18 protein-coding genes and 1 riboswitch are annotated in these 21861 nt (G+C 67.2%); of the genes, 7 read left to right on the top strand and 11 right to left on the bottom strand.

The window, feature by feature from the left end:
* Positions 1-14: 14 nt before the first annotated feature.
* The gene (locus ABZU76_RS29785) at positions 15-227 is read left to right on the top strand and encodes a hypothetical protein (RefSeq protein WP_220247898.1); all 213 of its coding nucleotides are present in this window, start codon (positions 15-17) and stop codon (positions 225-227) included.
* 55 nt (positions 228-282) lie between these two features.
* Here the strand turns inward: ABZU76_RS29785 and ABZU76_RS29780 are convergent, their stop codons facing one another.
* Positions 283-678: a helix-turn-helix domain-containing protein gene (locus ABZU76_RS29780; RefSeq protein WP_220244674.1), complete on the bottom strand. Its 396-nt coding sequence runs from the start codon at positions 676-678 to the stop codon at positions 283-285.
* Positions 679-769: 91 nt separating this feature from the next.
* Here ABZU76_RS29780 and ABZU76_RS29775 point away from each other — a divergent pair, with 91 nt between their 5' ends.
* Positions 770-1693 carry an NADP-dependent oxidoreductase gene (locus tag ABZU76_RS29775; RefSeq protein ID WP_354875232.1) on the top strand — a complete coding sequence of 308 codons (924 nt, stop codon included), beginning with the start codon at positions 770-772 and terminating at the stop codon, positions 1691-1693.
* A gap of 61 nt (positions 1694-1754) precedes the next feature.
* Here ABZU76_RS29775 and ABZU76_RS29770 read toward each other — a convergent pair whose 3' ends face one another.
* Positions 1755-2774, bottom strand: a complete 1020-nt coding sequence (locus tag ABZU76_RS29770; protein ID WP_354875230.1) for a phosphatidylinositol-specific phospholipase C domain-containing protein — start codon at positions 2772-2774, stop codon at positions 1755-1757.
* A 113-nt stretch (positions 2775-2887) separates the two neighbouring features.
* On the opposite strand from ABZU76_RS29770, the gene thiD reads away from it, so the two are divergent.
* Complete coding sequence (gene thiD / locus ABZU76_RS29765; protein ID WP_354875228.1) at positions 2888-3721, top strand: bifunctional hydroxymethylpyrimidine kinase/phosphomethylpyrimidine kinase; 834 nt, start codon at positions 2888-2890, stop codon at positions 3719-3721.
* Here thiD and ABZU76_RS29760 read toward each other — a convergent pair.
* The 5 genes from ABZU76_RS29760 to thiO form a co-directional block, all read right to left on the bottom strand.
* The gene (locus tag ABZU76_RS29760) at positions 3718-4218 is read right to left on the bottom strand and encodes a hypothetical protein (protein ID WP_354875226.1); all 501 of its coding nucleotides are present in this window, start codon (positions 4216-4218) and stop codon (positions 3718-3720) included. The genes thiD and ABZU76_RS29760 overlap by 4 nt on opposite strands.
* A 46-nt stretch (positions 4219-4264) precedes the next feature.
* Positions 4265-4696, bottom strand: a complete 432-nt coding sequence (locus tag ABZU76_RS29755; protein ID WP_220244679.1) for a MarR family transcriptional regulator — start codon at positions 4694-4696, stop codon at positions 4265-4267.
* Positions 4697-4885: 189 nt separating this feature from the next.
* Entirely contained in the window at positions 4886-5641 is a 756-nt protein-coding gene (locus ABZU76_RS29750; protein WP_220244680.1) for a thiazole synthase, read from the bottom strand.
* A 2-nt stretch (positions 5642-5643) separates the two neighbouring features.
* Positions 5644-5844, bottom strand: coding sequence for a sulfur carrier protein ThiS (thiS, locus tag ABZU76_RS29745; protein WP_285972039.1), 201 nt, complete (start codon positions 5842-5844; stop codon positions 5644-5646).
* The gene (thiO, locus tag ABZU76_RS29740; RefSeq protein ID WP_354875223.1) at positions 5844-6920 is read right to left on the bottom strand and encodes a glycine oxidase ThiO; all 1077 of its coding nucleotides are present in this window, start codon (positions 6918-6920) and stop codon (positions 5844-5846) included. The genes thiS and thiO overlap by 1 nt, the downstream gene beginning before the upstream one ends.
* A riboswitch (TPP riboswitch) is annotated at positions 6914-7019 on the bottom strand. (Overlaps the previous gene by 7 nt.)
* A 30-nt stretch (positions 7020-7049) precedes the next feature.
* Here thiO and thiE point away from each other — a divergent pair.
* Entirely contained in the window at positions 7050-7715 is a 666-nt protein-coding gene (gene thiE / locus ABZU76_RS29735) for a thiamine phosphate synthase (protein ID WP_354875221.1), read from the top strand.
* Here the strand turns inward: thiE and ABZU76_RS29730 are convergent.
* The gene (locus ABZU76_RS29730) at positions 7712-8506 is read right to left on the bottom strand and encodes a hypothetical protein (protein ID WP_354875219.1); all 795 of its coding nucleotides are present in this window, start codon (positions 8504-8506) and stop codon (positions 7712-7714) included. The genes thiE and ABZU76_RS29730 overlap by 4 nt on opposite strands.
* Positions 8507-8660: 154 nt before the next feature.
* Here ABZU76_RS29730 and ABZU76_RS29725 point away from each other — a divergent pair, with 154 nt between their 5' ends.
* Complete coding sequence (locus tag ABZU76_RS29725; RefSeq protein ID WP_354875217.1) at positions 8661-9605, top strand: threonine/serine dehydratase; 945 nt, start codon at positions 8661-8663, stop codon at positions 9603-9605.
* Between the two features lie 104 nt (positions 9606-9709).
* On the opposite strand, the gene ABZU76_RS29720 is transcribed toward ABZU76_RS29725, so the two are convergent.
* Complete coding sequence (locus tag ABZU76_RS29720) at positions 9710-12040, bottom strand: glycoside hydrolase family 2 protein (RefSeq protein WP_354875215.1); 2331 nt, start codon at positions 12038-12040, stop codon at positions 9710-9712.
* A gap of 265 nt (positions 12041-12305) precedes the next feature.
* Here ABZU76_RS29720 and ABZU76_RS29715 point away from each other — a divergent pair, with 265 nt between their 5' ends.
* Both ABZU76_RS29715 and ABZU76_RS29710 read left to right on the top strand, forming a co-directional pair.
* Positions 12306-16361, top strand: a complete 4056-nt coding sequence (locus ABZU76_RS29715; RefSeq protein WP_354875213.1) for a carboxypeptidase regulatory-like domain-containing protein — start codon at positions 12306-12308, stop codon at positions 16359-16361.
* Positions 16362-16909: 548 nt separating this feature from the next.
* Positions 16910-17230 carry a hypothetical protein gene (locus ABZU76_RS29710; RefSeq protein ID WP_354875211.1) on the top strand — a complete coding sequence of 107 codons (321 nt, stop codon included), beginning with the start codon at positions 16910-16912 and terminating at the stop codon, positions 17228-17230.
* Between the two features lie 99 nt (positions 17231-17329).
* On the opposite strand, the gene ABZU76_RS29705 is transcribed toward ABZU76_RS29710, so the two are convergent.
* Positions 17330-21010 (bottom strand): N-6 DNA methylase, encoded by a 3681-nt coding sequence (locus ABZU76_RS29705; protein WP_354875209.1) that lies wholly within the window; start codon positions 21008-21010, stop codon positions 17330-17332.
* Positions 21007-21354 (bottom strand): CU044_2847 family protein, encoded by a 348-nt coding sequence (locus ABZU76_RS29700; RefSeq protein WP_354875207.1) that lies wholly within the window; start codon positions 21352-21354, stop codon positions 21007-21009. The genes ABZU76_RS29705 and ABZU76_RS29700 overlap by 4 nt, the downstream gene beginning before the upstream one ends.
* Positions 21355-21861 lie beyond the last annotated feature (507 nt).

Below are 21861 nucleotides of genomic sequence, written 5' to 3'. Positions count from 1 at the left end.
GCCACACTGGACCCGTGACCGACGACGCCGCCGCCCGCGCATTGTGGGCCCAGATGCCTTTGGACCTGCAGTTCGAGGTCGACCAGCTGGTCTCGGCCAACAAACCGGCCGCGGCCCTCAAGGTGATCCGGAAATGGGGCCTGGACCCCAAACCGGGCATCGCCGAATCACGTGCGGTGACCGACTACCGCAAGAGCGTGCTGAAGCCACCTCCGCGCTTCACCTGAGTCCGAACTGGACGTTCCGTGCGGTACGGGAGGAAAACTCCTGTACCGCATGGGATCAGTTCACGGGTTCGAGCGAGCGCGTGTCGTAGGTGCTGCGCGCGTCGCGGATCCGGTCGAAGTTCGACTGCGACCACGTGCTCAGCGCCACCAGGTGTGCGCTGACCTCCGCGCCCATCGGGGTGAGCGCGTACTCCACCGTCGGCGGAGTGGTCGGGAAGACCTTGCGGCTGACGAAACCGTCCCGTTCGAGGTTACGCAGGTTCTGCGTGAGCATCTTCTGGCTGATGCCGCCGACGGCCCGGCGCAGCTCGCCGAAGCGGTGCGGCCGCTGCTCCAGCACGCCGAGCACGAGCGCCGTCCACTTGTTCGCGAGCAGGTCGAGCACGTCGCGGCAGGGACAGCTCTTCAGATAGACGTCCCAGGATCCGTCCTGGTCACAGGTGGTTTCCATCAGGTACCTACTATACCGGGAAGTGCCTTCTGGCGAAAAGTGACTGCCGGGCCGAGCATAGGGGACAACCGACCAGAAGGAGAGATCCGAGATGCGCGTGGTGACCCAGCGGAAGTTCGGCGGCCCGGAGGTGCTGTGGGTGACCGAAACCGACCGCCCGGCGCCGGGCCCGACCGAGGTACTGGTGCGCGTGCACGCCGCCGGCGTCAACCCCGTCGACTGGAAGACGCGGGCGCACCAGGTGTTCCTGGGCGAGCCGCCGTACACGCTGGGCTGGGACGTGTCCGGCGTCGTCGAAGAGGTGGGTTTCGGGGCCACCGGGGTGAAGCAGGGCGACGAGGTGCTCGGCATGCCGTGGTTCCCGCGCGAGGCCGCGGCCTACGCGGAGTACGTGACGGCGCCGTCGCGCCAGTTCGTGCGCAAGCCGGCCGGGCTGTCCCACGCGGAGGCGGCGGGGTTGCCCCTGGCGGGGCTCACGGCGTGGCAGGCGTCGGTGGATGTGGCGGAAGTCCGGAGTGGACAGCGGGTGCTCGTGGACGCGGCCGCCGGCGGCGTTGGGCACCTCGCCGTGCAGATCGCGAAGGCGCGCGGCGCTTACGTGCTCGGTACGGCCAGCGCGGCGAAGCACGATTTCCTGCGGTCGCTCGGCGTGGACGAACCGATCGACTACCGGGACGAGAACGCGGTGCCGGCGGATCTTGACCTCGTGCTCGGGCTCGTCGGCGAGGACAGCGATCTGCGCTGGCTGCCGTCGCTCAAGTCGGACGGCCTGCTCGTCAGCGTGCCCGGTGGCGTCGGCGCGCGGGCTCAGGAGGAGGCGGCCAAGCGAGGTGTGCGAACAGCGCCGATCCTCGTGGAGCCCGACCGCATCGGACTGGTCGGACTGGTGGAGCTCGTCGAGGCTGGGCGACTGAAGGTGCACGTGGACCAGACGTTCCCGCTCGAAGATGCGGCGAAGGCCCACGAGGTGGGCGAAGGCGGCCGGGTCACCGGGAAGCTGGTGCTCACCGTCTGATGTGGACGCACAATGGCCCCTCGCGCGAGCGGGGGGCCATTGTGGACTGTCCGGGTGGAACTCAGCCGCGGGCGTCGACCTGCGGCAGCACCGTGGTCAGGCCCGTCCAGTCGGACGTGACCACGGACGCGTGCTGCGCTGCCAGCTCGGCCACGCGCTGGTTGGCCTGGTCGACGGTCGGGTTGTGGTCGTCGATGGCCGGGGCGACGTTCTGGCCGTCGGTCATCACGACGTAGTAGTGGTTGGCGTCGTACCACCACGGGCCGGTCTGCGTGACCCACGCGTTGGCGTCGCCGTCGAAGACCACGAACCACGGCTTGAGGTTGGCCGCGTACTTGTCGCGCGGGTCGCCGCCGACGGCGCCGTGCACGGTCGGGAAGATCTGGACGTCACCGAGCTTGCCCGCGTTCTTCTGCGCCAGCAGGTAGTTCGCGTACTCGACGTCGGTGTGCAGCGTGTCGGTGGGGTTCTGCTCCTCCACCGTGCCCGGGATGATCTCGGTCAGCACCTTGCCGTGCAAGGCATCCACGCTGGGCCAGTTGTCCGCCTTGGCCGCGTCGTCCAGCGTCGCGTAGCTGCCGAGCAGGTCGGCGGGCTTGAAGACGGCGCTGCCGAGGTGGGCGCGGAACGCCGCGTCGAGCTCGTCCGGGCCCATGCCGGTGTTGTCCGAGAAACCGGTCTTCATCTCGAGCTTCAGCGTGAGCGGCGTGTGGTCCGGGTGGGCCGCGAGCCAGATGCGGATGTCGTCGAGGCAGTACTCGAGGTTCTTGTTCGTCCCGCCCTTGTAGAGATCGGCGGTCGTCGACGCGGCGACGCAGTTGTTGCTGTTGCCCAACGGGTTCGAGTGGCTCACCTTCCACTCGTGCGTGATGAAGTCCGGCCACACGTCGAGCTCGATCAGCGACGACCCGTTGTCCAGCGCCTGAGCGAGGAACGGGTACGCGGCCGGGTCGTAGGTGTTGTGCACGCCGACCGTGGTCACGTGCGAGAGCTTCGGGCTGTCCGCGTTCGCCACGGCTGCCCCGGACAACGACGTGGCGACGAGCGCGCCGACCGCCACGACCACTGAAGCGAGTTTCATCCTGACCCCTTCACCCACCGATAGTGCGATGGCACTCACACTGTGCCACCGTGATGGACTGTGAATGAAGGACAGCTGACCAAATGGACTAGACCAGAAGTCGGAAAGTGCCCATGACTGAAAACCCGAGCCCGCCGTCGGCGTTGACCATCGCCGGTTCCGACTCCGGTGGCGCAGCCGGACTCCAGGCCGATTTGCGGACATTCCTCACTTGTGGGGTCCACGGACTCGTCGCCGTGACGGCCGTGACGGTGCAGAACACGTTGGGAGTCCACGATCGCGCGGACATCCCGCCGCACGTCGTCGCCGGCCAGATCGAGGCCGTCGCGTCGGACATGGGTGTGGGCGCGGCGAAAACGGGCATGCTCGCCTCGGCGCAGATCATCCACGAGGTGGCGACGGCTTGCGACAACGCGGGCATCGGGCGCGATCACGAGGTGCCGTTCGTGGTCGACCCGGTGGCGGCGTCGATGACCGGCCACCCGCTCTTCGACGCCGACGGGCTGTCCGCGCTGCGCGAGGAGCTGCTGCCGCGTGCGACCGTGCTGACGCCGAACCTCGACGAGGTGCGCTTGCTGACCGGCCTCACCGTGACCGACCGCGAAGGCATGCACACCGCGGCCGTGGCGCTGCACCGGCTGGGCCCGAAGTACGTGCTCGTGAAGAGCGGCCACCTCGTGTCCGACCCGGAGTGCGTCGACCTGCTCTTCGACGGCTCGACGTTCGTGGAGCTGCCCGGCCCGCGCTTCAACACCCCGCACACTCACGGCGCGGGCGACACCATGGCGTCGGCGCTGACGGCCGGGCTGGCGAAGGGGATGTCGGTCGTGGAGGCCGCGCGCTACGGCAAGTGGTTCGTGTCGCACGCCGTCGAGCACTCGTACCCGATGGGGGCGAAGGTGGGGCCGGTGTCGGCGTTCTGGCGGCTCGCGCCGGAGGACCGTTAGCCGGTTGTCGCGGCGATGGCGTCGGCGAGCTGCGTCGCGTCCTTGGTGTAGCTGGTGAAGACGAAGCGGCGGCCGTCGGTGAGCTCGACGACGCACCGGAAGTCGAAGCCGAGGTAGTGGCGCAGGCCACCGGTTTCGAAACCCTGCTTGCGCGCCGAGGCGACGGCCGTCCACGGGATCGGTTCGCCGTTGCGGCGCAGGCCGTGCTGGTGGAGTTCGAGCGAGTCGGTGCGCGCGCGGAGCCACTTGATCAGCTTGGGCACCGCGACGAGGACGGCGAGCACGCCGATGGAGATGAAGGCCGCCGGGAGCGCGGCGGGGCGCGTCGACGGGCTCTCGCCCGGTCCGTACGGGCGGGTCAGGGTGCCGATGCTCCACGGGATCCCGACACCGAGCCCTACGGCGGCGACCACGAACAGCACCAGGACCGCCGTCCCGCGCCGGGCGTTGTCGGTCTGGTGGCTGCTCACGAGCGGGCCCAGCGCGGTCACGTCCATCGGGAAGTGATACCGCGCAGGGCCCAGGACCGGTCCCCGGTGGCAGCTAGCTGTCGTCGGAGATCAGGGCCTCCAGGGCCGGCAACGCGATCGTGAGGGCTTCGCGGTATTCCGGGCTCAGCTTGTCGAGGCGGCGGTTCAGCTCCTGCACGCGCGTGGACCGCACGCCGGACACGAGCCGCTCGCCCTCCTCCGTCGCGCGGGCGAGCCAGGCGCGGCGGTCGACGGGGTCGGATTCGCGGGTGACGTAGCCCGCCTCTACGAGGGTGGCGATTATGCGCGACATCGTGGCCGCCGCGACGCCCTCCTTCGCGGCGAGGTCACCGAGGCGCAGCTGACCGAAGTGGACGAGCGTGGCAAGGGCCGAGATCGCGCCGTGGCCGGGTCCGGGGACCCCCGCCTGCCGCAACGAGCGCGACAGCCGTCCCACGGCCAGGTACAACCTGCCCGAGACGTCCTGGACCGAGGATAGAGTCACGGCTGGCTCCTCCTACCGCTGTTGCCCGCCGCCTTTGCGCCGGAAAGGTGTCGTCCACCATAAGGCCTGACGGTGCACGTTCAGCGTTAAGCGCGGACGAAATCACCAACCGGGTCGGCAAACGCGGCCCACTTGCACCAGGCGGCTTACCCGCGTTTACCCCGGGCAGGGCGAAACCGGCCGCACACGTCAGCGCGGCGGGCTCGACGCGTGCGCCCAGAAGCGCTGCGGTACCCGGCCCGCGTCGCGCGCCAGGCGGCCCGCCTCGACGCCCGCGCGCATCGCCGCGGCCATGCGCTCCGGGTCCTTGGCGCGCGTCACGGCGGTGGACAGAAGTACCGCGTCGCAGCCGAGTTCCATGGCGAGGCAGGCGTCGGAAGCGGTACCGATGCCCGCGTCGAGGATGACGGGGACCATGGCGCGCGCGACGATGAGCTCGATGTTGTGCGGGTTGCGGATGCCGAGGCCCGTGCCGATCGGGGCGCCCAGCGGCATCACGGCGGCGCAGCCCGCCTCCTCGAGCCGAAGTGCGAGCACGGGGTCGTCGTTGGTGTACGCGAGCACGGTGAAGCCGTCGGCGGCCAGTTGCTCCGCGGCGTCCAGGGTTTCGAACGGGTCGGGCAGCAGGGTGCGGTCGTCGGCGTGAACCTCGAGCTTGATGAGGTCCGTGTCGAGCGCCTCGCGGGCCAGCTGGGCGGTCAGCACGGCCTCCGCGGCGGTGCGGCAGCCGGCGGTGTTGGGCAGCAGCTTGATCCCGAGGCGCCGCACGAGGCCGAGCACGCCGGTACCGCCGTCGGCGTCGGCTTTGCGCATGGCGACCGTCGTCAGCTCGGTGCCCGACGCGACCAGTGCGCGTTCCAGCACCGACAGGTTCCCGGCACCACCGGTCCCGATGATCAGCCTCGACGACAGCTTGTGTTCGCCGATGACCAGAGCGTCGTCCATCGTCAGCCTCCCTGCACCGCGGTCAGCACGTCGATGTTCGCGCCCTTCGGCACCACCGACGCCTCCCACTCGCCCCGGCGCACGACCTCGCCGTTCACCGCGACGGCCACGCCCTGGCGGGTCACGTCGAGTGCGTCGAGCACCTCGGACACGGTGGCGCCGTCGGGGAACTCGCGCCAGCTCCCGTTGACCTTGATCTCCATCAGACTCGCTCCTTCTGCAGCAAACGGGCGGGCGCGGCCGCCCCGATCTCGTCCGGTGGGGCCTCGCCGGCCAGCCACGCGACCACGGCGTCTGCGGTCACGGGGGCCATCAGCAGACCGTTGCGGTGGTGCCCTGTTGCCGCGTACACGCCTTCGCCGAGCTCCCCGATGTACGGCAGCGCGTCGCGGCTTCCCGCGCGCAGCCCGGCCGCGGTCTCGACGAGCTCGTACTCCGTGATGCCCGGCAGGATCCGTTCGGCGCCTTCCAGCAGCTCCCGCACTCCACGCGCGGTCACGGTCTCGTCGAAGCCCGCTTCGTACTGCGTCGCGCCGAGCACCAGCTCGCCGTCTGCGCGCGGCACGAGGTAGATCGGCCGGCCCTCGACCATCGCGCGCACCGTGTACGGCGGTGGCGGCAGGCAGCCCCGACGCGGCCGCAGCCGCAGGATCTCGCCCTTGAGCGGCCGCACGGCGTCGGCCAGCAGCGGGTGCAGCTTGCCCGTCCACGCGCCGGCAGCCAGCACGACGGGACCGGTCACATCGTCGAGCGAAGCAATCCGCGACGCCGAGAACTCAACTCCCCGCTTCGCGCACGCGGAGAGCAGCGCCGTCAGCAGCTTCCGATTGTCGACAGCCAGGTCGCCCGGCACGTGCAGCCCGCTGCGCACCGCACCCAGGCCCGGCGCGAGCCGCCGCGCCGCCCGCCCGGTGAGCCGTTCGACGTCGCGGCCCAGCGAGGCCAGGTACTCCGCGAGGATGTCGAGATGCCCGGCGTCGGCGCTGTCGAACGCGACCACGATCGTTCCGTGCGAAGCCAGCCCGGGGTCCGTGCCCTCCGCCGCGAGGTCCCGCGCGAACGCGGGCCAGCGCCGCAGCGACTCCTCGCCAAGGCTGAGCACGTGCTCCTCGCCCGGCCACGCCTCCGTGACCGGCGCGAGCATGCCGCCGGCCACCCAGGACGCACCGCGCGCGGGGGCCGGATCGACCACCGTGACGCGATGGCCTCGGGCCGCCGCGCGCCAAGCCGTGGACAGGCCGATGACACCACCGCCGACGATGGTGAGGGTCTCACTCATGGAATCACGCTCCCTGCGCCGGCATGACCCGGATCAGGTTCCACGGTCGGAGCGGCAGCTCCCTCTCAGCCCGTGCCTCGGGCTCCCGTGCGGACCACCCCACCGTAGCGCGCGGGTAACGTCCCCGCCATGCCCGCCCTGACCGGATCACAGATCCGCACCCGCCTGGCCGATTCGCGGCTGTACCTGTGCACCGACGCCCGCTCGTCGCGCGGCGACCTCGCCGAGTTCATCGACGCGGCGCTGGCCGGCGGCGTCGACATCGTGCAGCTGCGGGACAAGACGAACGGCGCCCCGCTCGAGGCCGCGCAGGAGATCGCGGCGCTCGAGGTGCTCGCCGAAGCGTGCGCGCGCCACGGTGCGCTGCTGTCGGTCAACGACCGCGCCGACGTCGCGCTCGCCGTGGGCGCCGACGTGCTGCACCTGGGTCAGGACGACATCCCCGTGCCGCTCGCGCGCCGCGTCCTGGGCGACGACGTGGTGATCGGCCGCTCCACCCACTCGATCGAGCAGGCCACGGCGGCGGCCGCCGAGGACGGCGTGGACTACTTCTGCACCGGCCCGTGCTGGCCGACGCCGACCAAGCCCGGCCGGTACGCGCCGGGCCTGGACCTCGTGCGCGCGACCGCGAAAACCGGTACCGACCGGCCGTGGTTCGCGATCGGCGGCATCGACACGGAACGCCTGCCGGAGGTGCTGGCGGCCGGCGCGACACGGATCGTCGTGGTCCGCGCGATCACCGACGCGGAAGACCCGAAGGCAGCCGCGCAGGCGCTCAAGTCCCAGCTCGGTTAGGGACTGGGGGTCGCAGACGGCGCGCCCTTCGTCTGCGGCGCGCTCGGCGTGGTCGACGGCGCCCCACCTGTGCTCGACGGCGGCGGGGCGCTGTCCGAGCTACTTGAAGACGTCGGGCTTTCGCTGGTCGACGTGCTCGAAGACGAGGTCGAGGGCGGCGGGGTGTTCGACTCGGTCTCGCTGGGCGGCGGGCTGTTCTGTGACGTCGCGGGCGGGTTGGTGTTCTCGTCCTGCTGCTGGTGCTGGCTCGTGCCCGGGTCGTGGCGGACGAAACCGGGCCCGGGCCCGCCGGCCAGCTCGACCACGACCGAGATGCCGATGGCCACGGCGGTGGCGACCACGCTCGTCCCGATGATGATCGGCCAGCGCAGCTTCCGCAGCTTGTCGGCGAAGGATTCCTCCGGCTCCGGCTGCTCCGGCCCGGAGAGCTTCGAGATCCGCACCGTCGGCATCTCCGACGGGTCGAGCGGCAGAAGCACGGTCGGCATCTGCGCCGGGTCGTCCACCGGCGACAGCCCGGACTTGCTCCCCTTGCGCTGCCCCGCCGTCACGAGCACGGCGCGCGCCTTCAGCGCGGCCTCGCGCGTGCGCTGCAGCGAACGCAGGTACAGCTCGGCGCCGACCGTGGTGATCACGCTCGCCACCCCGGCCCCCACGACTGTCCCCGCCACGCCCAGCGTCGAACCCAGCAATGCGGCCGTGACGGCTGCCAGTGCCGTCGCCACCACCTGCGCCGGGCGGAAGCTCTTCTTTTCGCCCTGCTCCGATGTCTTTTCCCGCTGCTGACTCATGATCCCGATCTACTAGTACCCGGCGACTTCCCCCGCGGTGTTCAACGAGTAAGGCGCGCGAGGAACTCCCCGCGTTGCCCATCCGTGAGCGAGGACACGTTGACCGTCCACAATGGATGGACTATGACTCACACTTTCCTGACATACTCACCACATGCGATTGGTGACGATCTCCGAAATCGAGGCCGCGGCGAAGCGGATAGCCGACCACGCCGTGCGCACGCCGCTGCTGCGCCAGCACTGGGCCGAAGGCGAGCTGTGGCTCAAACCCGAGAGCCTGCAACAGATCGGCGCGTTCAAGATCCGCGGCGCGTACAACGCGATCGCCTCACTCGACGACGCGCAGCGCGCACGCGGCGTCGTCTCGTACTCCAGCGGTAACCACGCGCAGGCGGTCGCCTACTCCGCGAACGCCTTCGGCATCCCCGCCGTGATCGTGGTGCCGGACGTGGCGCCGCGGCTCAAGGTCGAGGCCACTCGAAGCTGGGGCGCCGAGGTGATCGAGGTGCCGATCGCCGAGCAGGAGCCGGTCGCGTCGGCGCTGGCGAAGGAGCGCGGGCTCACCTACATCCCGCCGTTCGACCACCCCGACGTGATCGCCGGGCAGGGCACCGCGGGCCTGGAAATCGCCACCGACCTGCCGGACGTCGACACCGTGCTCGTGCCGGTGAGCGGCGGCGGGCTCGCCTCCGGCGTCGGCACGGCGATCAAGGCGCTGTGCCCCGGCGCGAAGGTCATCGCCGTCGAGCCCGAGCTGGCCGGCGACACCGCCGAGAGCCTGCGCGCCGGCCGCCGCGTCGAGTGGCCGATGGAGCAGCGCGCCCGCACGATCGCCGACGGCCTGCGCGCCCAGCCGTCGGACCTGACCTTCGCGCACTTGCAGAGCGTGCTCGACGGCATCGTCACCGTGACCGAGGACGAGATCCGCGACGCCACGCGCGTGCTGGCCCGCCGGGCCCGGATCGTGGCCGAGCCGAGCGGCGCGACGGCCACCGCCGCGTTCCTGCACCACGCCGGCGAGCTGCCGGGCGGCAAGACGGTGTCGGTGATCTCCGGCGGCAACGTCGACCCGGAACTGCTGGCCGAACTGCTCGCGTAGGGCAGTCATCCAAGCGCCCCAATGTGGCGTTCGGTGCGCTCAACGCACCGAACGCCACATTGGGTGCGCTCAACGCAACCAATGCCACATTGGGGCGCGGTGGCTCACTCGATCCAGCGCAGCACCGGAGCCGACGTCAGCGCACCCGGCTGGAGCGTGGCTTCGGTCTCGACGGTGAACGTCGCCGACTCGCCGGGCAGCAGCGTCACGAGGGCGAAGTCCACGGTCGCGTCGGCGGCGAGGCGGTCGGGGAACAGGCAGACGTCGCGCATGAGCGTGTCGGCGACGACGGTGACCTCGTAGCCGCCGTCGAAGCCGGTGACGGACTGCGTGAACTCGGCCTGGGGGTAAGCGATGTCCTTGTCCTCGGCGAAGAACCAGAACGCGCGCTCGTCGCCGGCGTCGGCCACGAGGAACTCGCGCGCCGGGTCGCCGGCCGCGAACTCGGGGCCCAGCGCGGTGCCGGGTGCGACCGGGGCCGACGCCAGCTCCTCGCAGGTCACGGACATCCGCCGCACGTCGACCGTCTCCGGCGCGAAGCCGAGCGCGAAGACCGTGAGGCCTTCGGGGCGCGGCTGGATCGTGAGCAGTTCGTCGGCGTAGACCTCGCGCAGCGCGTACCACAGCGGCTTCGGCCGGCCGGCGCCGTCGATCGCGGCCCACGACGTGACGGGCCAGCAGTCGTTGAGCTGCCACACGATCGCGCCCATGCAGCGCGGCGCGTGCGAGCGGTAGTGCTCCACGGCCAGGCGGATCGCGCGCGCCTGGTTGACCTGGTTGAGGAAGTGCCAGTCGTCGAACGTCTTCGGCTCGGCGAAGTGCGGGGCGAGCCCGCGGGCGAGCTTTCCGTTGCCGTCGAAGGCTTTCTGGTGGTGCAGCACACCGGGGGAGTCGGCGGCGAGCGGCTCGTCGTGCACGGACTGGGTCAGCGTGGCCCAGGTCGGCGGCGCCTGCCAGCCGAACTCGGATACGAACCGCGGCACGGTGTCGCGGTAGCCGAGGTAGTCACGCTCGTTCCACATGTCCCACACGTGCTGGCAGCCGTAGTCGGGGTCCAGCGCGTCGCGCTCCGGCGAGAGCGCCCACGGGCTGCCCGGCACGTACGGCCGCGTCGGGTCCAGCTCGCCGACGACCGCGGGCAGCAGCTTCTCGTAGAACGTCGCTCCCCACGGCTGCCCGGCGAGGCGCTCCTGCCAGTCCCAGTGGAACCAGCCGAGGTAGTTCTCGTTGTTGCCGCACCACAGCACCAGCGACGGGTGCGGCGCGAGGCGGACCACGTTCTCGCGCGCCTCGGCCTCGACCTCGTCGGCCAGCACGTCCTCGGGATACGGCATGCAGGCGAACAGGAAGTCCTGCCACACGAGTACGCCTTCGCGGTCGCACGCGGCGTAGAACTCGTCGCTTTCGAAGATCCCGCCGCCCCACACGCGCAGCAGGTCGATGTTCACGTCCTTCGCCTGCTCGATGCGGCGGGCGTAGCGCTGCGCGTCGACGCGGTGGGGGAAGCAGTCGTCGGGGATCCAGTTGGCGCCGCGGACGAACAGCGGCGTGCCGTTGACCGACAGGGTGAACGCGCCGTCGATGGTGTCGAGCGCGACGGTGCGGAAGCCGATCTCGCGGGTCCAGGTGTCGAGCACGGTGCCGTCGGCGGCCTCGAGGGTCACCTCCAGCGGGTACAGCGGCTGCTCGCCGAGCGTGTGCGGCCACCACAGCTCGGGCGACGGCACGCGCGCGGTGTCGCCGGCCGCCTCGACGCCGGCCACACGGATGTGCACGGTGCCTTCGCCCTCGACCTCGGTGTGGACCGTGACCACGCCGTCGGTGCCGTCGACCGTGATCACCGGCCGGACCGACGCGAGCCGGCCCGTGGTGACCTCCAGGCGCGCCGGGCGCCAGAGGCCGGCGGTGACGAGCGACGGGCCCCAGTCCCAGCCGAAGTTGCAGGCCATCTTGCGGATGAAGTTCGACGGCTCGCCGTCGTTGGTGCGCGGCAGCGGGTGCGCCTCGGCCCGCGCGCGGGCATAGCGCACGGCGGAGGCGAAGGTGACCGACAGTTCGTTGCCCTCGGACCGCAGCTCACCGGCCGGGAAACGGTAGGAGCGGTGCATGTTCTCGGTCTCGCCGAGCACGCGGCCGTTGAGCTCGATCTTGGCGACGGTGTCGAGGCCGTCGAACGCGACCGCGACCGCGCCAGGGCCGTCCGGACGGTCGAACTCGGTCTCGTAGCGCCAGTCCGTGAGCCCGATCCACTGCACGAGGTCCTCGTTGCGGTCGAGGTACGGGTCGGGGATCAGCCCGGCGGCGAGCAGGTCAGTGTGCACCGAGCCGGGTACGGTCGCCGGAACCCCGGCGCGCAGCGTCTCCACGAGCTCGGCGGGCACCTCGCCCAGGTCGCCGGTCGCCCGCACCGTCCACCGCGTCAGGTCCATCCGCATGCCTCGTCGTCCTCTCTCCGGGCCCGTCCGCGTGATCATGCCTTGTCTCGTCGTTGTCCACCGCCGCGAGGGATCGCGAACGCGCTGCTCCTTATGGTCTGAACCATTGCTCTCTTCGCCGGGCGGAGGTCCCGGACACCGGGAAAACCCTGATCCTGTCTGGCTTTCTGTCCGTTCCGACGTGATCGTTCACGCCGGGAGCGCTGACAGAATCCGCGACGTCGGGTGAGCAGCCGACCGCGGTTCGTCAGCGAAAGGGACGCGCATGTCGTTCGCCAAAGCGGCACTGAAGATCCTCCTCACGTTCCTCCTGGCGGTGGTCGCGTTCGCCGTGGTGCCCGCCGCGGCTCAGGCCGCGCCGGGCGCCGCTGCAGCCCCGGTGGCGCCGGTCGTCGGGCGCAAGGCGTGCCCGGAGCAGCCGAAACCCGGTGAGGTCACGTGCTTCGCGCTGTTCCGCGGCGACGCGCACGGGATGCAGCGCGCCGCGGCGCCGCAGGGCTACGGCCCAGCGGACCTCGCCGGCGCGTACGAGCTCCCGACGGCCACGGGCGGCGACGGGATGACGGTCGCGATCGTCGACGCCTACGACACCCCCGACGCGGAAGCCGAGATGAGCGTGTACCGCGCGCAGTTCGGCCTGCCCCCGTGCACGGTCGCGAACGGCTGCTTCACGCGCGTGGACCAGCGCGGCGGCCAGGACTTCCCGGCCGGGAACACGGGCTGGCAGCAGGAGACGATGCTCGACCTCGACATGGTCTCGGCCGTCTGCCCGCGCTGCCACATCCTGCTCGTCGAGGCCGACGACTCGCTGGTGCCGAACATGGGCGCCGCGGTGAACCAAGCCGTCGCGATGGGTGCGAAGTTCGTGTCCAACAGCTACGGCGCCGATGAGGACCCGGCCGAGCTCGACCTCGACGAGGCCTACTACGACCACCCCGGCGTCGTGGTCACCGCGAGCTCGGGCGACTACGGCTACGGGCCGCAGTTCCCCGCAGCCTCGCCGCACGTGACGTCGGTCGGCGGCACCTCGCTCTACCGCGACGCGAACGCCCGCGGCTGGCGCGAGACGGTGTGGTCCGGCACCGGCAGCGGCTGTTCCGCGTACGAGCAGAAGCCCCCGGCGCAGACGGATTCCGGCTGTGCCAACCGGACCATCGCCGACGTCTCGGCGGTCGCGGACCTCGCCACCGGCGTCGCGGTGTTCGTGCACGGCGCGTGGGGTCTCGCGGGTGGCACGAGCGCGTCGTCGCCGATCGTGGCGGCGGCCTACGCGCTGGCCGGCACGCCTGCGGCGGGCACCTACCCGAACGCGCTGCCGTACCGCTCCGGCGCAACCTTCAACGACGTCACCGAAGGCGCCAACGGCACCTGCGCCCCGGCGTACCTCTGCACGGCCGGCCCCGGCTTCGACGGGCCGACGGGCCAGGGCACGCCGCGCGGGATCTCGGCCTTCACGCCCGGCGCGACCGGTCTCGTCTCCGGCACGGTCCGCGACGCCGCGGGGGCGCCGCTGGCCGGTGCGCAGGTGAAGGCGGGTGACCTCGCCACCACGGTGGACGCCGAGGGCCACTACACGCTGGGCGTGCCTGTGGGCACCTACGCCGTGACCGCGGGCAAGTTCTCCTACCGCGACACCACTGTCGACGGCGTGACCGTCGAGGCCGGCAAAACCGCGACCGCCGACTTCACGCTGGCGTCCGTGCCTTCCGTGCAGCTGAGCGGGACCGTGCGCGACGGCAGTGGCCACGGCTGGCCGGTGGCCGCGCACGTCCAGGTCGGCGGGCAGCCGACCACGGCCGTGCAGACGGATCCGCTCACCGGGCGGTACTCGATGACCGTGCCCGAGGACGCGACCTACTCCGTGCAGGTCGACCCGGACTACCCCGGATACCTGCCCGGCTCCGAGTCCGTGCCGGTCGGCGACACCGCCGCCACGCACGACGCGGTCGTGACCGTCGACCCCGTGACCTGCGGCGCGCCCGGCTACGCCAACCGCTTCACGGGCGACACGCAGGACTTCGAGGCGCCCTCGACGTGGCAGGTGGTGAACAACCTCGGCGACGGCGCGGCCACGTGGGCGTTCGACAACCCCGCCGGCCGCGACAACTACACCGGCGGCAGCGGCGCGTTCGCCACTGTGGACAGCAACTCGATCGGCGGTGACCAGGACACGTCGCTGGTCAGCCCCGTCGTCGACCTGAGCGGCACGGCGAACCCGACCGTGCGCTTCGCCGGCGACTACCAGGGCACGCAGGGCCAGCAGGCGGCCGTGGACTTCACGACCGACGGCGGCGCCACCTGGACCACCGTGTGGCAGCACGGCAGCGACACCTTGGCCGGGCCGTCGACGCAGGTCGTGCCACTGCCGGGCGCGGCGGGCAAGAAGGCCGTGCAGGTCCGCTTCCACTACCGCGACCAGCTGTTCGGCTTCTGGTGGCAGGTCGACGACGTGCTGATCGGCGACCACGCGTGCGACGTCGTGCCCGGCGGGCTCGTCACCGGCACGGTGCACGACCACGTGACCGGCGCCGCGCTCGGCGGGGCGTCGGTGGACAGCGTCGACCGGCCCGGCGAGGGGGCGACGACGCAGGCCGACGGTTCGTACTGGTTCTTCTCCGGCGTCACCGGCAGCCACCCGGTCACCGCGTCGGCGACGAACTTCGTGCCAGGCACGCAGAAGACCGTGGTGGCGCCCGACGCCGCGACCCCGGCCGACTTCCTGCTCGACGCCGGCCAGCTCGAGGTGACCAGCGCGGCCGTGAACAAAACCGTGGCGTGGCAAGGGAAGGCGACCGCGAGCGTCAAGGTGCGCAACACCGGCACGGCACCCGTGGACGTGCGGCTGAACCCGTCGTCCGGCGCGTTCACCCCGGCCGTGGCGCCCTCGGCGCCGCTGCAGCGGATCAAGGGCGACTTCAGCACGGGACCGTTGCTGGGGCACGTGAAGCAGGCCGCGCCCGCCGAGACCATGGCGGCCGGTGACGCGTGGCAGACCGTGGCCGACTACCCGACGAAGATCATGGACAACGGCGTGGCGACCGTGAACGGGAAGGTCTACTCCTTCACCGGCCTCAACGGCGCGGAGCTGACGACCAAGAACTTCGTCTACGACCCGGGCACGCTCGTGTGGACGCCGATCGCCGACCTCGCGACTCCGCGGGAAACCCCCGCGGTGGCGGCTGTCGGCACGAAGATCTACGTGACTGGCGGCTGGGCCGACGGCAGCATCCCCGTGACGAACACCGACATCTACGACACCGTCACCGACACGTGGACCACGGGCGCGCCGATGCCCACGGCCACCTCCGCGATGGGCGTCGCCGTGGCCGGCGGGCGGATCTACGTGGTCGGCGGCTGCGACGGCGGCAACTGCGGTGTCACGCGGGTGCAGGTCTACGACCCGGCCGTGGACAAGTGGTCGGCGGGCCCGGCGCTGCCCGCGCCGATCGGCTGGACCAACTGCGGCACCATCGCTGGCTCGATCTACTGCGCCGGCGGCGTCAGCGGCTTCGACAACCTGAAGACCGCGTATAAGCTCGACGTCGAGAAGGGCACGTGGTCGCGCGTCGCCGACCTGCCGGTGCAGATGTGGGGCTCGGCCTCGACCGTCGCGAATGGACAGTTGCTGCTCTCGGGCGGCATCGCCGACGGCGAGCTCACCAACGCCGGCTACGCGTACGACCCGGCCTCCAACCAGTGGTCGGCGCTGCCGAACTCGAACGAGACGCTGTTCCGCGGCGGGAGCACCTGCGGGTTCTACCGCATCGGCGGCTCGGCGAACGCGAGCTTCAACCCGACCAGCCACGACCTGCTGCTGCCGGGCTACGGCGAATGCGGGGAATACGTGTCGATCCCGTGGCTGTCGACCACGCCGTCGGTAACCACGATCGCGCCGGGCAATACGGCGACCTTCACGGTGACGCTCGACGCGAACGTCGCGGCGATCACGCAGCCGGGCACGTACACGGCGCAGCTGGTCGTCGGGGCGCAGGTGCCGAAGGCGGTGGCCGCGATCCCCGTGTCGTTCACGGTGAAGCCGCCGGCCACCTGGAGCAAGCTGACCGGCACCGTCACGGGCGCACGCTGCGGCGCTACGGCCGGTCCGCTCGCCGCGGTGACCGTGCAGGTCGACAGCTGGGCGGCGAGCTACACGCTCAAGACCGACGCCTCGGGCCACTACACGCTGTGGCTCGACCGCCGGAACAACCCGCTCACGCTCATCGCGGCACGCGACGGCTGGCAGCCGCAGGCGCGCAGCGTCAAACTGGTCAAGGGACAGGCGGTGACCGCGGACTTCGTCCTCAAGCCGGCCGGCTGCTGAACGGCTTCAAGCGCCCCCATGTGGCGTTGGCGACCGATCTTCTGTTGACCTACTGTCGTTGGCATGGGTGACGACGACAGGGTTGGCACTGGTCAGGGCATGGCTGCCGTTGGTGACGGTCGTGGACATGACCGAGATAGCGCGTGCTGCGTGGTGTTAGGGCGGCGCGTTCTACGCCAACATCGTCCGCAAAGATGGTCACCAACCCCACCATCGCCGGGTACCGGGTGCATCAGGGGCGCATCGTGGTGAGTGGGAGCGCATCTCAGTGAGGACATCTGGCGAGCTTGCCGGTTGAAGCTGTCTCAGCCTCGGACTGTGCGACGAAAAGACGGGGGCGAGTACGAGATCGGTGCCGCGCACACCGGGCAGGCAACGGGTCGCCGGTACCTGCTCACGAGCGGGGCTTGCGGTGTGCGGGGTCTGCTCCGCTCCGTTGGCAGGAGCGATGCGGCATCGTGGGAAACGGACGAATGGTGAACCAGTGCCCCCCCGTGCCCTAACTGACGTGCCATCCGAACGGTGCCGGCAGCTCCTGTGTCGGCGTCATGCTTGAACTGACAGAGAAAGAGGTCGTGCGTCGGTTGTTCGAGGAGTTGGACGAGTCCGAGTTCCTCAACGCGATTGTGGCCGACGAGCACGGGCAGCGCCGAGACGAGATCATTGCGGCGCTTCAGTCTGTCGAGCAGCAGCGCGACGAACTGGCCGCATTGTGGGCCACGCCGGGCGAGCTGACCACGGCCGAGTGGCAGACTGTCCGCCGAACACTCGCAGAGCGTGAACAGCGGCTGCGCGCAGAGTTTACCGCCGTTCCGCCGCCGCTGGCGAATGTCGATATCGCCGGGCGCGGGAGGCGTGGCCAGACCTGACATTGGAAGAGCGACGGACGGTGCACGATTCCTGCAAGTACTAGCTCATTCGGCGCTTAGCGCCTAAAACTCATAAATACCAGCGGGCGAGTTGATCGGCTAGGAAAGCAACTTCTTTACGATTTCGTCGATCTCGGCAGCTACGCCATCTCTGATAAGTGCTTCGCGAACTCTTCGACGTAGCGCTTCAAATCGAATCGACGCCAATGGCGTATCGCGGGCCACCAACTCTGCCCGCTTGGCCAGATCCACAAGTCTGAGATGTTCGGCGTTTTTTGGGCTATAGAGTGGGATCGGCAGCTGAAATATTGTCTTCGCAAAGTCGCGCGGATTATGTTCCCCTCGAGCTTGTAAGGGGCGAACCATCAGAGTTACGGTGTTTGAATTCAAAATTGCAGTCAGGAACAGGGCCTCATTGTGATCTTCGATCACAGCCCAGTATAGCTGCTGATCAATAATCGCGGTGTCGTCGGTTACTATTGCGGCCGCTAGATATGCTCCACTCTTGTTGTAGACAACTCGCTGCCTTGCGATTGGTAGCTGCTGCGAGATCTTATTCCGGTAGTTGAAGTTCTCGAGCAAGGTGAGGTCCTCATTTGATCTATGCATTCGCCAGACCTTCTCTGCAGACCGCCACCATTTGGCAAGCCCGGGGTGCGTGTCGAGCCTCTCGTCATCGCCACCTAGAAGCCTTTTCCCGTCCCAAGGTACAATCATCTTATTCGGGGTAAGGCAACGAAATGGCAGGATGGCGTTGCCCTGATATACCGACCGTATGAATTCGCGCTCCACACTTCCACGAAGTCCAGGAAGTGTCTTCCAAGGTGGTTTTTCAGATGAACTTCGACTACTACGGACCGTCTGCCGATTTTCTCCGGATCCCAGCGGGCTCGCCACGTCCTCGTCGATCAAGAAAAGAAACCTTGGCACGACAGCTGCCCCTTGAGTAAAGCTATTCTTGTACCTGGATTCCTGGCCGACCCGTAATTGTTCGCTTATCGTGCGTGAAATACGGGGACGCGCCTCGATGAGGCTTGCAGTTTTGGTGGCAAAGCGTCCGCTCCAAGTCTCGGCTCGCTTGTGTAAGGAAGAACTGTCCGAAGTGTTCTTACCGCGTCTTCCAAATACGACGCCTACTGATTGTGGAAAGAATGACGGCTTAATCTGGTGAAGATCCCAGGGCTGGTCGAAGTCAACGCCTACAATGTCAGAGCTTGTTGAGAAGTTTCCAGTACGGAAGCCTGAGTATTGTTGCCGCGACAGTACGCCAAGTGGCATTACGTAGCCAAAGTGACCTTCGATCCGGAGATATTGCTCGATGCAGCGCGCTACAAAGAGTCCAGACAAATCTTGACTGGTTGCAACGGACGCGCCCGACCATAGACCGCGCTCCGACGACATCAATCTAAAGGACGCCTTTTGCATCTTTGTCATGTACCGATATGCAAGCCAAGGAGGATTGCCAATCAGGACATCCACTCGATTTTCGGGGCGGCACAGCCAGACGGGGCGCGCAAGATTGCGGACGTAGTAGCCCCATATGTGATTTCGCTCATCATCGTGTAGCTGGCACATCGATTTGAAAGTTTTCTCGATAACCGACTGATCAGTTTCGTCCTCAATTTCGAAACGTTTGAAGATCGCATAGAGCGAAGGTGTCGTGCTCTTACGTGGTCTATCGGTAGCCAAATCTGCGAGTTCGTTCACTAGGCGATCGAATCGATCTGCATGGGCAACAATCGAATCGGGAAACGTCAGATGTGGCGTACCCTCGTTGCTTGCGAGTAGGTCCGGGTCATTGAGGAAGGTTCGATGGTCAAGTTCCGTAGGAATGTTTAGTCTATTGTTCGACCACAAAGTGGACTCTTGGCCCCAATGAAGCGAATCGCCTAGATAAACTGGGATAGCAAAGGCCGGCCGACCACGTGCCCGGAGTCGCTGCATTCCTATGGCTAGCAGGTACGTTACTCGTGCAAGCGTGACTGCAACCGGATGCACGTCGAATCCAATTACATGCTTGCCCACCTGCCGAACGATATCTGAATCTGGCATACCAGCATCGATGGCGGCGGCTGTGTACTTTCGAACTGCATGAAAGAGGAAGGTGCCACTTCCGCAACTCGCGTCGAGTACTCGGTCCGAAAGCGGTGCAGAAACGCAGTGATCAACGATCTCTTCGGCGAGCCAGTCCGGAGTGTAGTACTCTCCCAATTGATGCCGTACTTCTTGGGGGATAATTGATTCATATAGCACCTTCAGTACATCGTGCTCAACTTTACCCCAAGCGAAGCGAGCGATCCGTTCCGCGAGGTCTTTTACGAACCGCTCACCGCCAGGCACCTGGGCTATCCAGTCAAAGAAGTCCGCCTCTACGACCCCGTTAATCTGTGATTCACTAAATAGTGAGCCGGAAACAATTGTTTCGGCGCTAATTGATGGGTCCTCGGGGTTGAGTCCTACGACGGAATGGCCAATTATTTCGGCCATAACAACCAGAAACGTGTGGTCGACAAAGAGATTGTCATCATCGGTGAAATTGGTTCCCGCCGCAGTCGTAAGTAGATTGGCCCACATGGCTCGCTTTACCTTGACAGCGGGCGTCTTCTTACTTCTTTGGTAGATTGCGTTGAGTTCGGTTTTGTCTAGCGCATAAGACGGGCTTGTGGCACCCAGTTTACGTACGATTTCTACGGGGGTTGGCGGAAGTTGCTTTCCGGTTAACAATAACGCTTCAAGCCATGACTGTAACTGTTCGGGAGTCGACGAAGTGGGATCTATTGTCAGAGTTGCCTCATTGACTCGCCGAAGCCTGCCATCGAAACGATGGTAGAGGTACCATATCGCGCCATCAGTGAGCAATCCAATATAGCGGCGTTCGCTCGATCGAGAATATGCCGCAAGTTGGCGACTCAACTGCCACTCGCCAGACTTGATCTCTCCGTCGTTTCGAAGGTCTGTGCTCAGTTCGATAACTACTGCGCTCTGTTCAATCTCGATCATGCAATTATGCCGCCCCTTGGCGTCTGCTTTGATTCTCAGATCATCTACCTCGAGGCCAATTCCGCATCTTACTAAGAATTTTAGTAATTCCTCCGAGAATGAAGTCAAGCTTCTTGATTTATGTCTCCTGACTAGTTGCTGGAAAACCTTTTTGAGGTCAAGTTGATCTAGTCCTGTGATTGGATCAAGCTTCGGCCAACGATCCAGGATTACTGCGGAGGGGGTAGCAAAGATCGCCGCTCCGGCGGCGAGGGTTGGCTCGTTGATACGTCGAGGATTCCAGCGTACAACGCCTACCGCTTTCTGTGGGTGTCCGACAAGCACCGGCGCGCCGCTTAATCCGTGAAGCGAAAGACCCGCTATCGAATCCACGCTGGAAAGCTGGATTACGGACGCCCCGTCCTCGGTGCGTCGAGCGTCAACTCGCGTGATCGAGCCCGAGGCGGCATAAGTGAAGACACCTTCAATATCTGCGGGTGCACCTGGTGCCATGAATCTCGCGTGTTCATTCACCTCTCGAGTGAGGGGTATTGCGTCTAAACCTGCGGGAAGCGTGCGGTCAAGGAGAAGGACGGCGACATCATTAATGACATCGAATTCTTCAACTATTGCTCTACTTTGACCGACTTCCCAGGTGCAAATTACGCGACGCGATGTCACCTTTCCACTGGCGCGATCGCCGACACAATGGAAGGCTGTTAATGCTCGCCGATCGGATGCGGCAAATACGGTTCCGAGTTCTCCTTTGGCGTTGGAAAGTCGGCCGATCGCGAACGTCATGGCAGTTCCGCTGAGGCTTTGAACGTCAACTTGGCCGAAAAATTCGTGCCAGCGGATGCTTTGGCGATCAGGATTCCCGTCTCGGCTTGAACTGTAATGCCGAACCCGATCTCGATAGCATTGACATTCCAGCTTTTGTCAGCAGATTTATTCATCAGTTCGCCTAGCTTTGATCGGAATTCGTTCGCGACCTCTTCGACGCAGGCAGTGATTTCAGAGGCGCGCTTCCTGAAGTCCTCGGGCGCAGATTTTCGGGGAGCCAAGTCGCCGGAACCTTGCTGGGGGTCAACTTCCAAAAAGACCTCGATCGGTTGTGTCTTCTCTCGATTTGCTGATTCGACCATTGTCCCCTCGCGAAACTCGATCTGTTACTTGGGGTATCCTGTGCAACGATCAAGTGTTGCAAACGCCATTGCACTGTGTAAGAGCAACTGACTGGTTACAACCAAATGCCGAGGTTGTGGCTACCCTAGGTGAAGCCCGGCGTTGCAGATTCGGCCCGATTGGCTCAATTGTTGCCCTGGCTGGACTAGTGCTGCAAGGTCTGACTGGGAATTTTTAGGACGCGCTTCTAGTTCACCTCGCAGAGCGCCAGGCACTGCTTGGGTTCCGGCGTTGAAGGTCAACCTCTCTGATGTCGGCGAGCGAGGGCGACTCGGACGATGAGGGCGGCTCTCCCCAGTGTGCGCGGGTCATCGATCATGCGGGGTGTGAGCTTCCGAATTCGCTCGTAGCGTTGTCGGATGCTCCGCTCGTCGCATGGTTCGTCTTGCTGTCGGGCGGGCCGCAGGCCCGTAGCTGCTGTTTGTACCGGGGGTGCTCTGCCCGTCGGGCCGGACCGGTCGGTGTCT

This window comes from Amycolatopsis sp. NPDC005232 (assembly GCF_040607795.1).
GTDB lineage: Bacteria > Actinomycetota > Actinomycetes > Mycobacteriales > Pseudonocardiaceae > Amycolatopsis.
The sequence above is the reverse complement of the archived record's forward strand: the minus strand, read 5'-3'. Positions and strand labels throughout refer to the sequence as shown.

What these genes read in the sequence shown, in the direction of transcription:
- ABZU76_RS29750 (WP_220244680.1), bottom strand. Translation starts at nt 5,641, where the DNA reads ATGGACGACGCTCTGGTCATCGGCGAACACAAGCTGTCGTCGAGGCTG.
- thiO (WP_354875223.1), bottom strand. Translation starts at nt 6,920, where the DNA reads ATGAGTGAGACCCTCACCATCGTCGGCGGTGGTGTCATCGGCCTGTCC.
- ABZU76_RS29760 (WP_354875226.1), bottom strand. Translation starts at nt 4,218, where the DNA reads ATGGACGTGACCGCGCTGGGCCCGCTCGTGAGCAGCCACCAGACCGAC.
- ABZU76_RS29705 (WP_354875209.1), bottom strand. Translation starts at nt 21,010, where the DNA reads ATGACGTTCGCGATCGGCCGACTTTCCAACGCCAAAGGAGAACTCGGA.
- thiD (WP_354875228.1), top strand. Translation starts at nt 2,888, where the DNA reads ATGACTGAAAACCCGAGCCCGCCGTCGGCGTTGACCATCGCCGGTTCC.
- ABZU76_RS29770 (WP_354875230.1), bottom strand. Translation starts at nt 2,774, where the DNA reads ATGAAACTCGCTTCAGTGGTCGTGGCGGTCGGCGCGCTCGTCGCCACG.
- ABZU76_RS29780 (WP_220244674.1), bottom strand. Translation starts at nt 678, where the DNA reads ATGGAAACCACCTGTGACCAGGACGGATCCTGGGACGTCTATCTGAAG.
- ABZU76_RS29700 (WP_354875207.1), bottom strand. Translation starts at nt 21,354, where the DNA reads ATGGTCGAATCAGCAAATCGAGAGAAGACACAACCGATCGAGGTCTTT.
- ABZU76_RS29715 (WP_354875213.1), top strand. Translation starts at nt 12,306, where the DNA reads ATGTCGTTCGCCAAAGCGGCACTGAAGATCCTCCTCACGTTCCTCCTG.
- ABZU76_RS29710 (WP_354875211.1), top strand. Translation starts at nt 16,910, where the DNA reads ATGCTTGAACTGACAGAGAAAGAGGTCGTGCGTCGGTTGTTCGAGGAG.
- thiE (WP_354875221.1), top strand. Translation starts at nt 7,050, where the DNA reads ATGCCCGCCCTGACCGGATCACAGATCCGCACCCGCCTGGCCGATTCG.
- ABZU76_RS29720 (WP_354875215.1), bottom strand. Translation starts at nt 12,040, where the DNA reads ATGCGGATGGACCTGACGCGGTGGACGGTGCGGGCGACCGGCGACCTG.
- thiS (WP_285972039.1), bottom strand. Translation starts at nt 5,844, where the DNA reads ATGGAGATCAAGGTCAACGGGAGCTGGCGCGAGTTCCCCGACGGCGCC.
- ABZU76_RS29775 (WP_354875232.1), top strand. Translation starts at nt 770, where the DNA reads ATGCGCGTGGTGACCCAGCGGAAGTTCGGCGGCCCGGAGGTGCTGTGG.
- ABZU76_RS29730 (WP_354875219.1), bottom strand. Translation starts at nt 8,506, where the DNA reads ATGAGTCAGCAGCGGGAAAAGACATCGGAGCAGGGCGAAAAGAAGAGC.
- ABZU76_RS29725 (WP_354875217.1), top strand. Translation starts at nt 8,661, where the DNA reads ATGCGATTGGTGACGATCTCCGAAATCGAGGCCGCGGCGAAGCGGATA.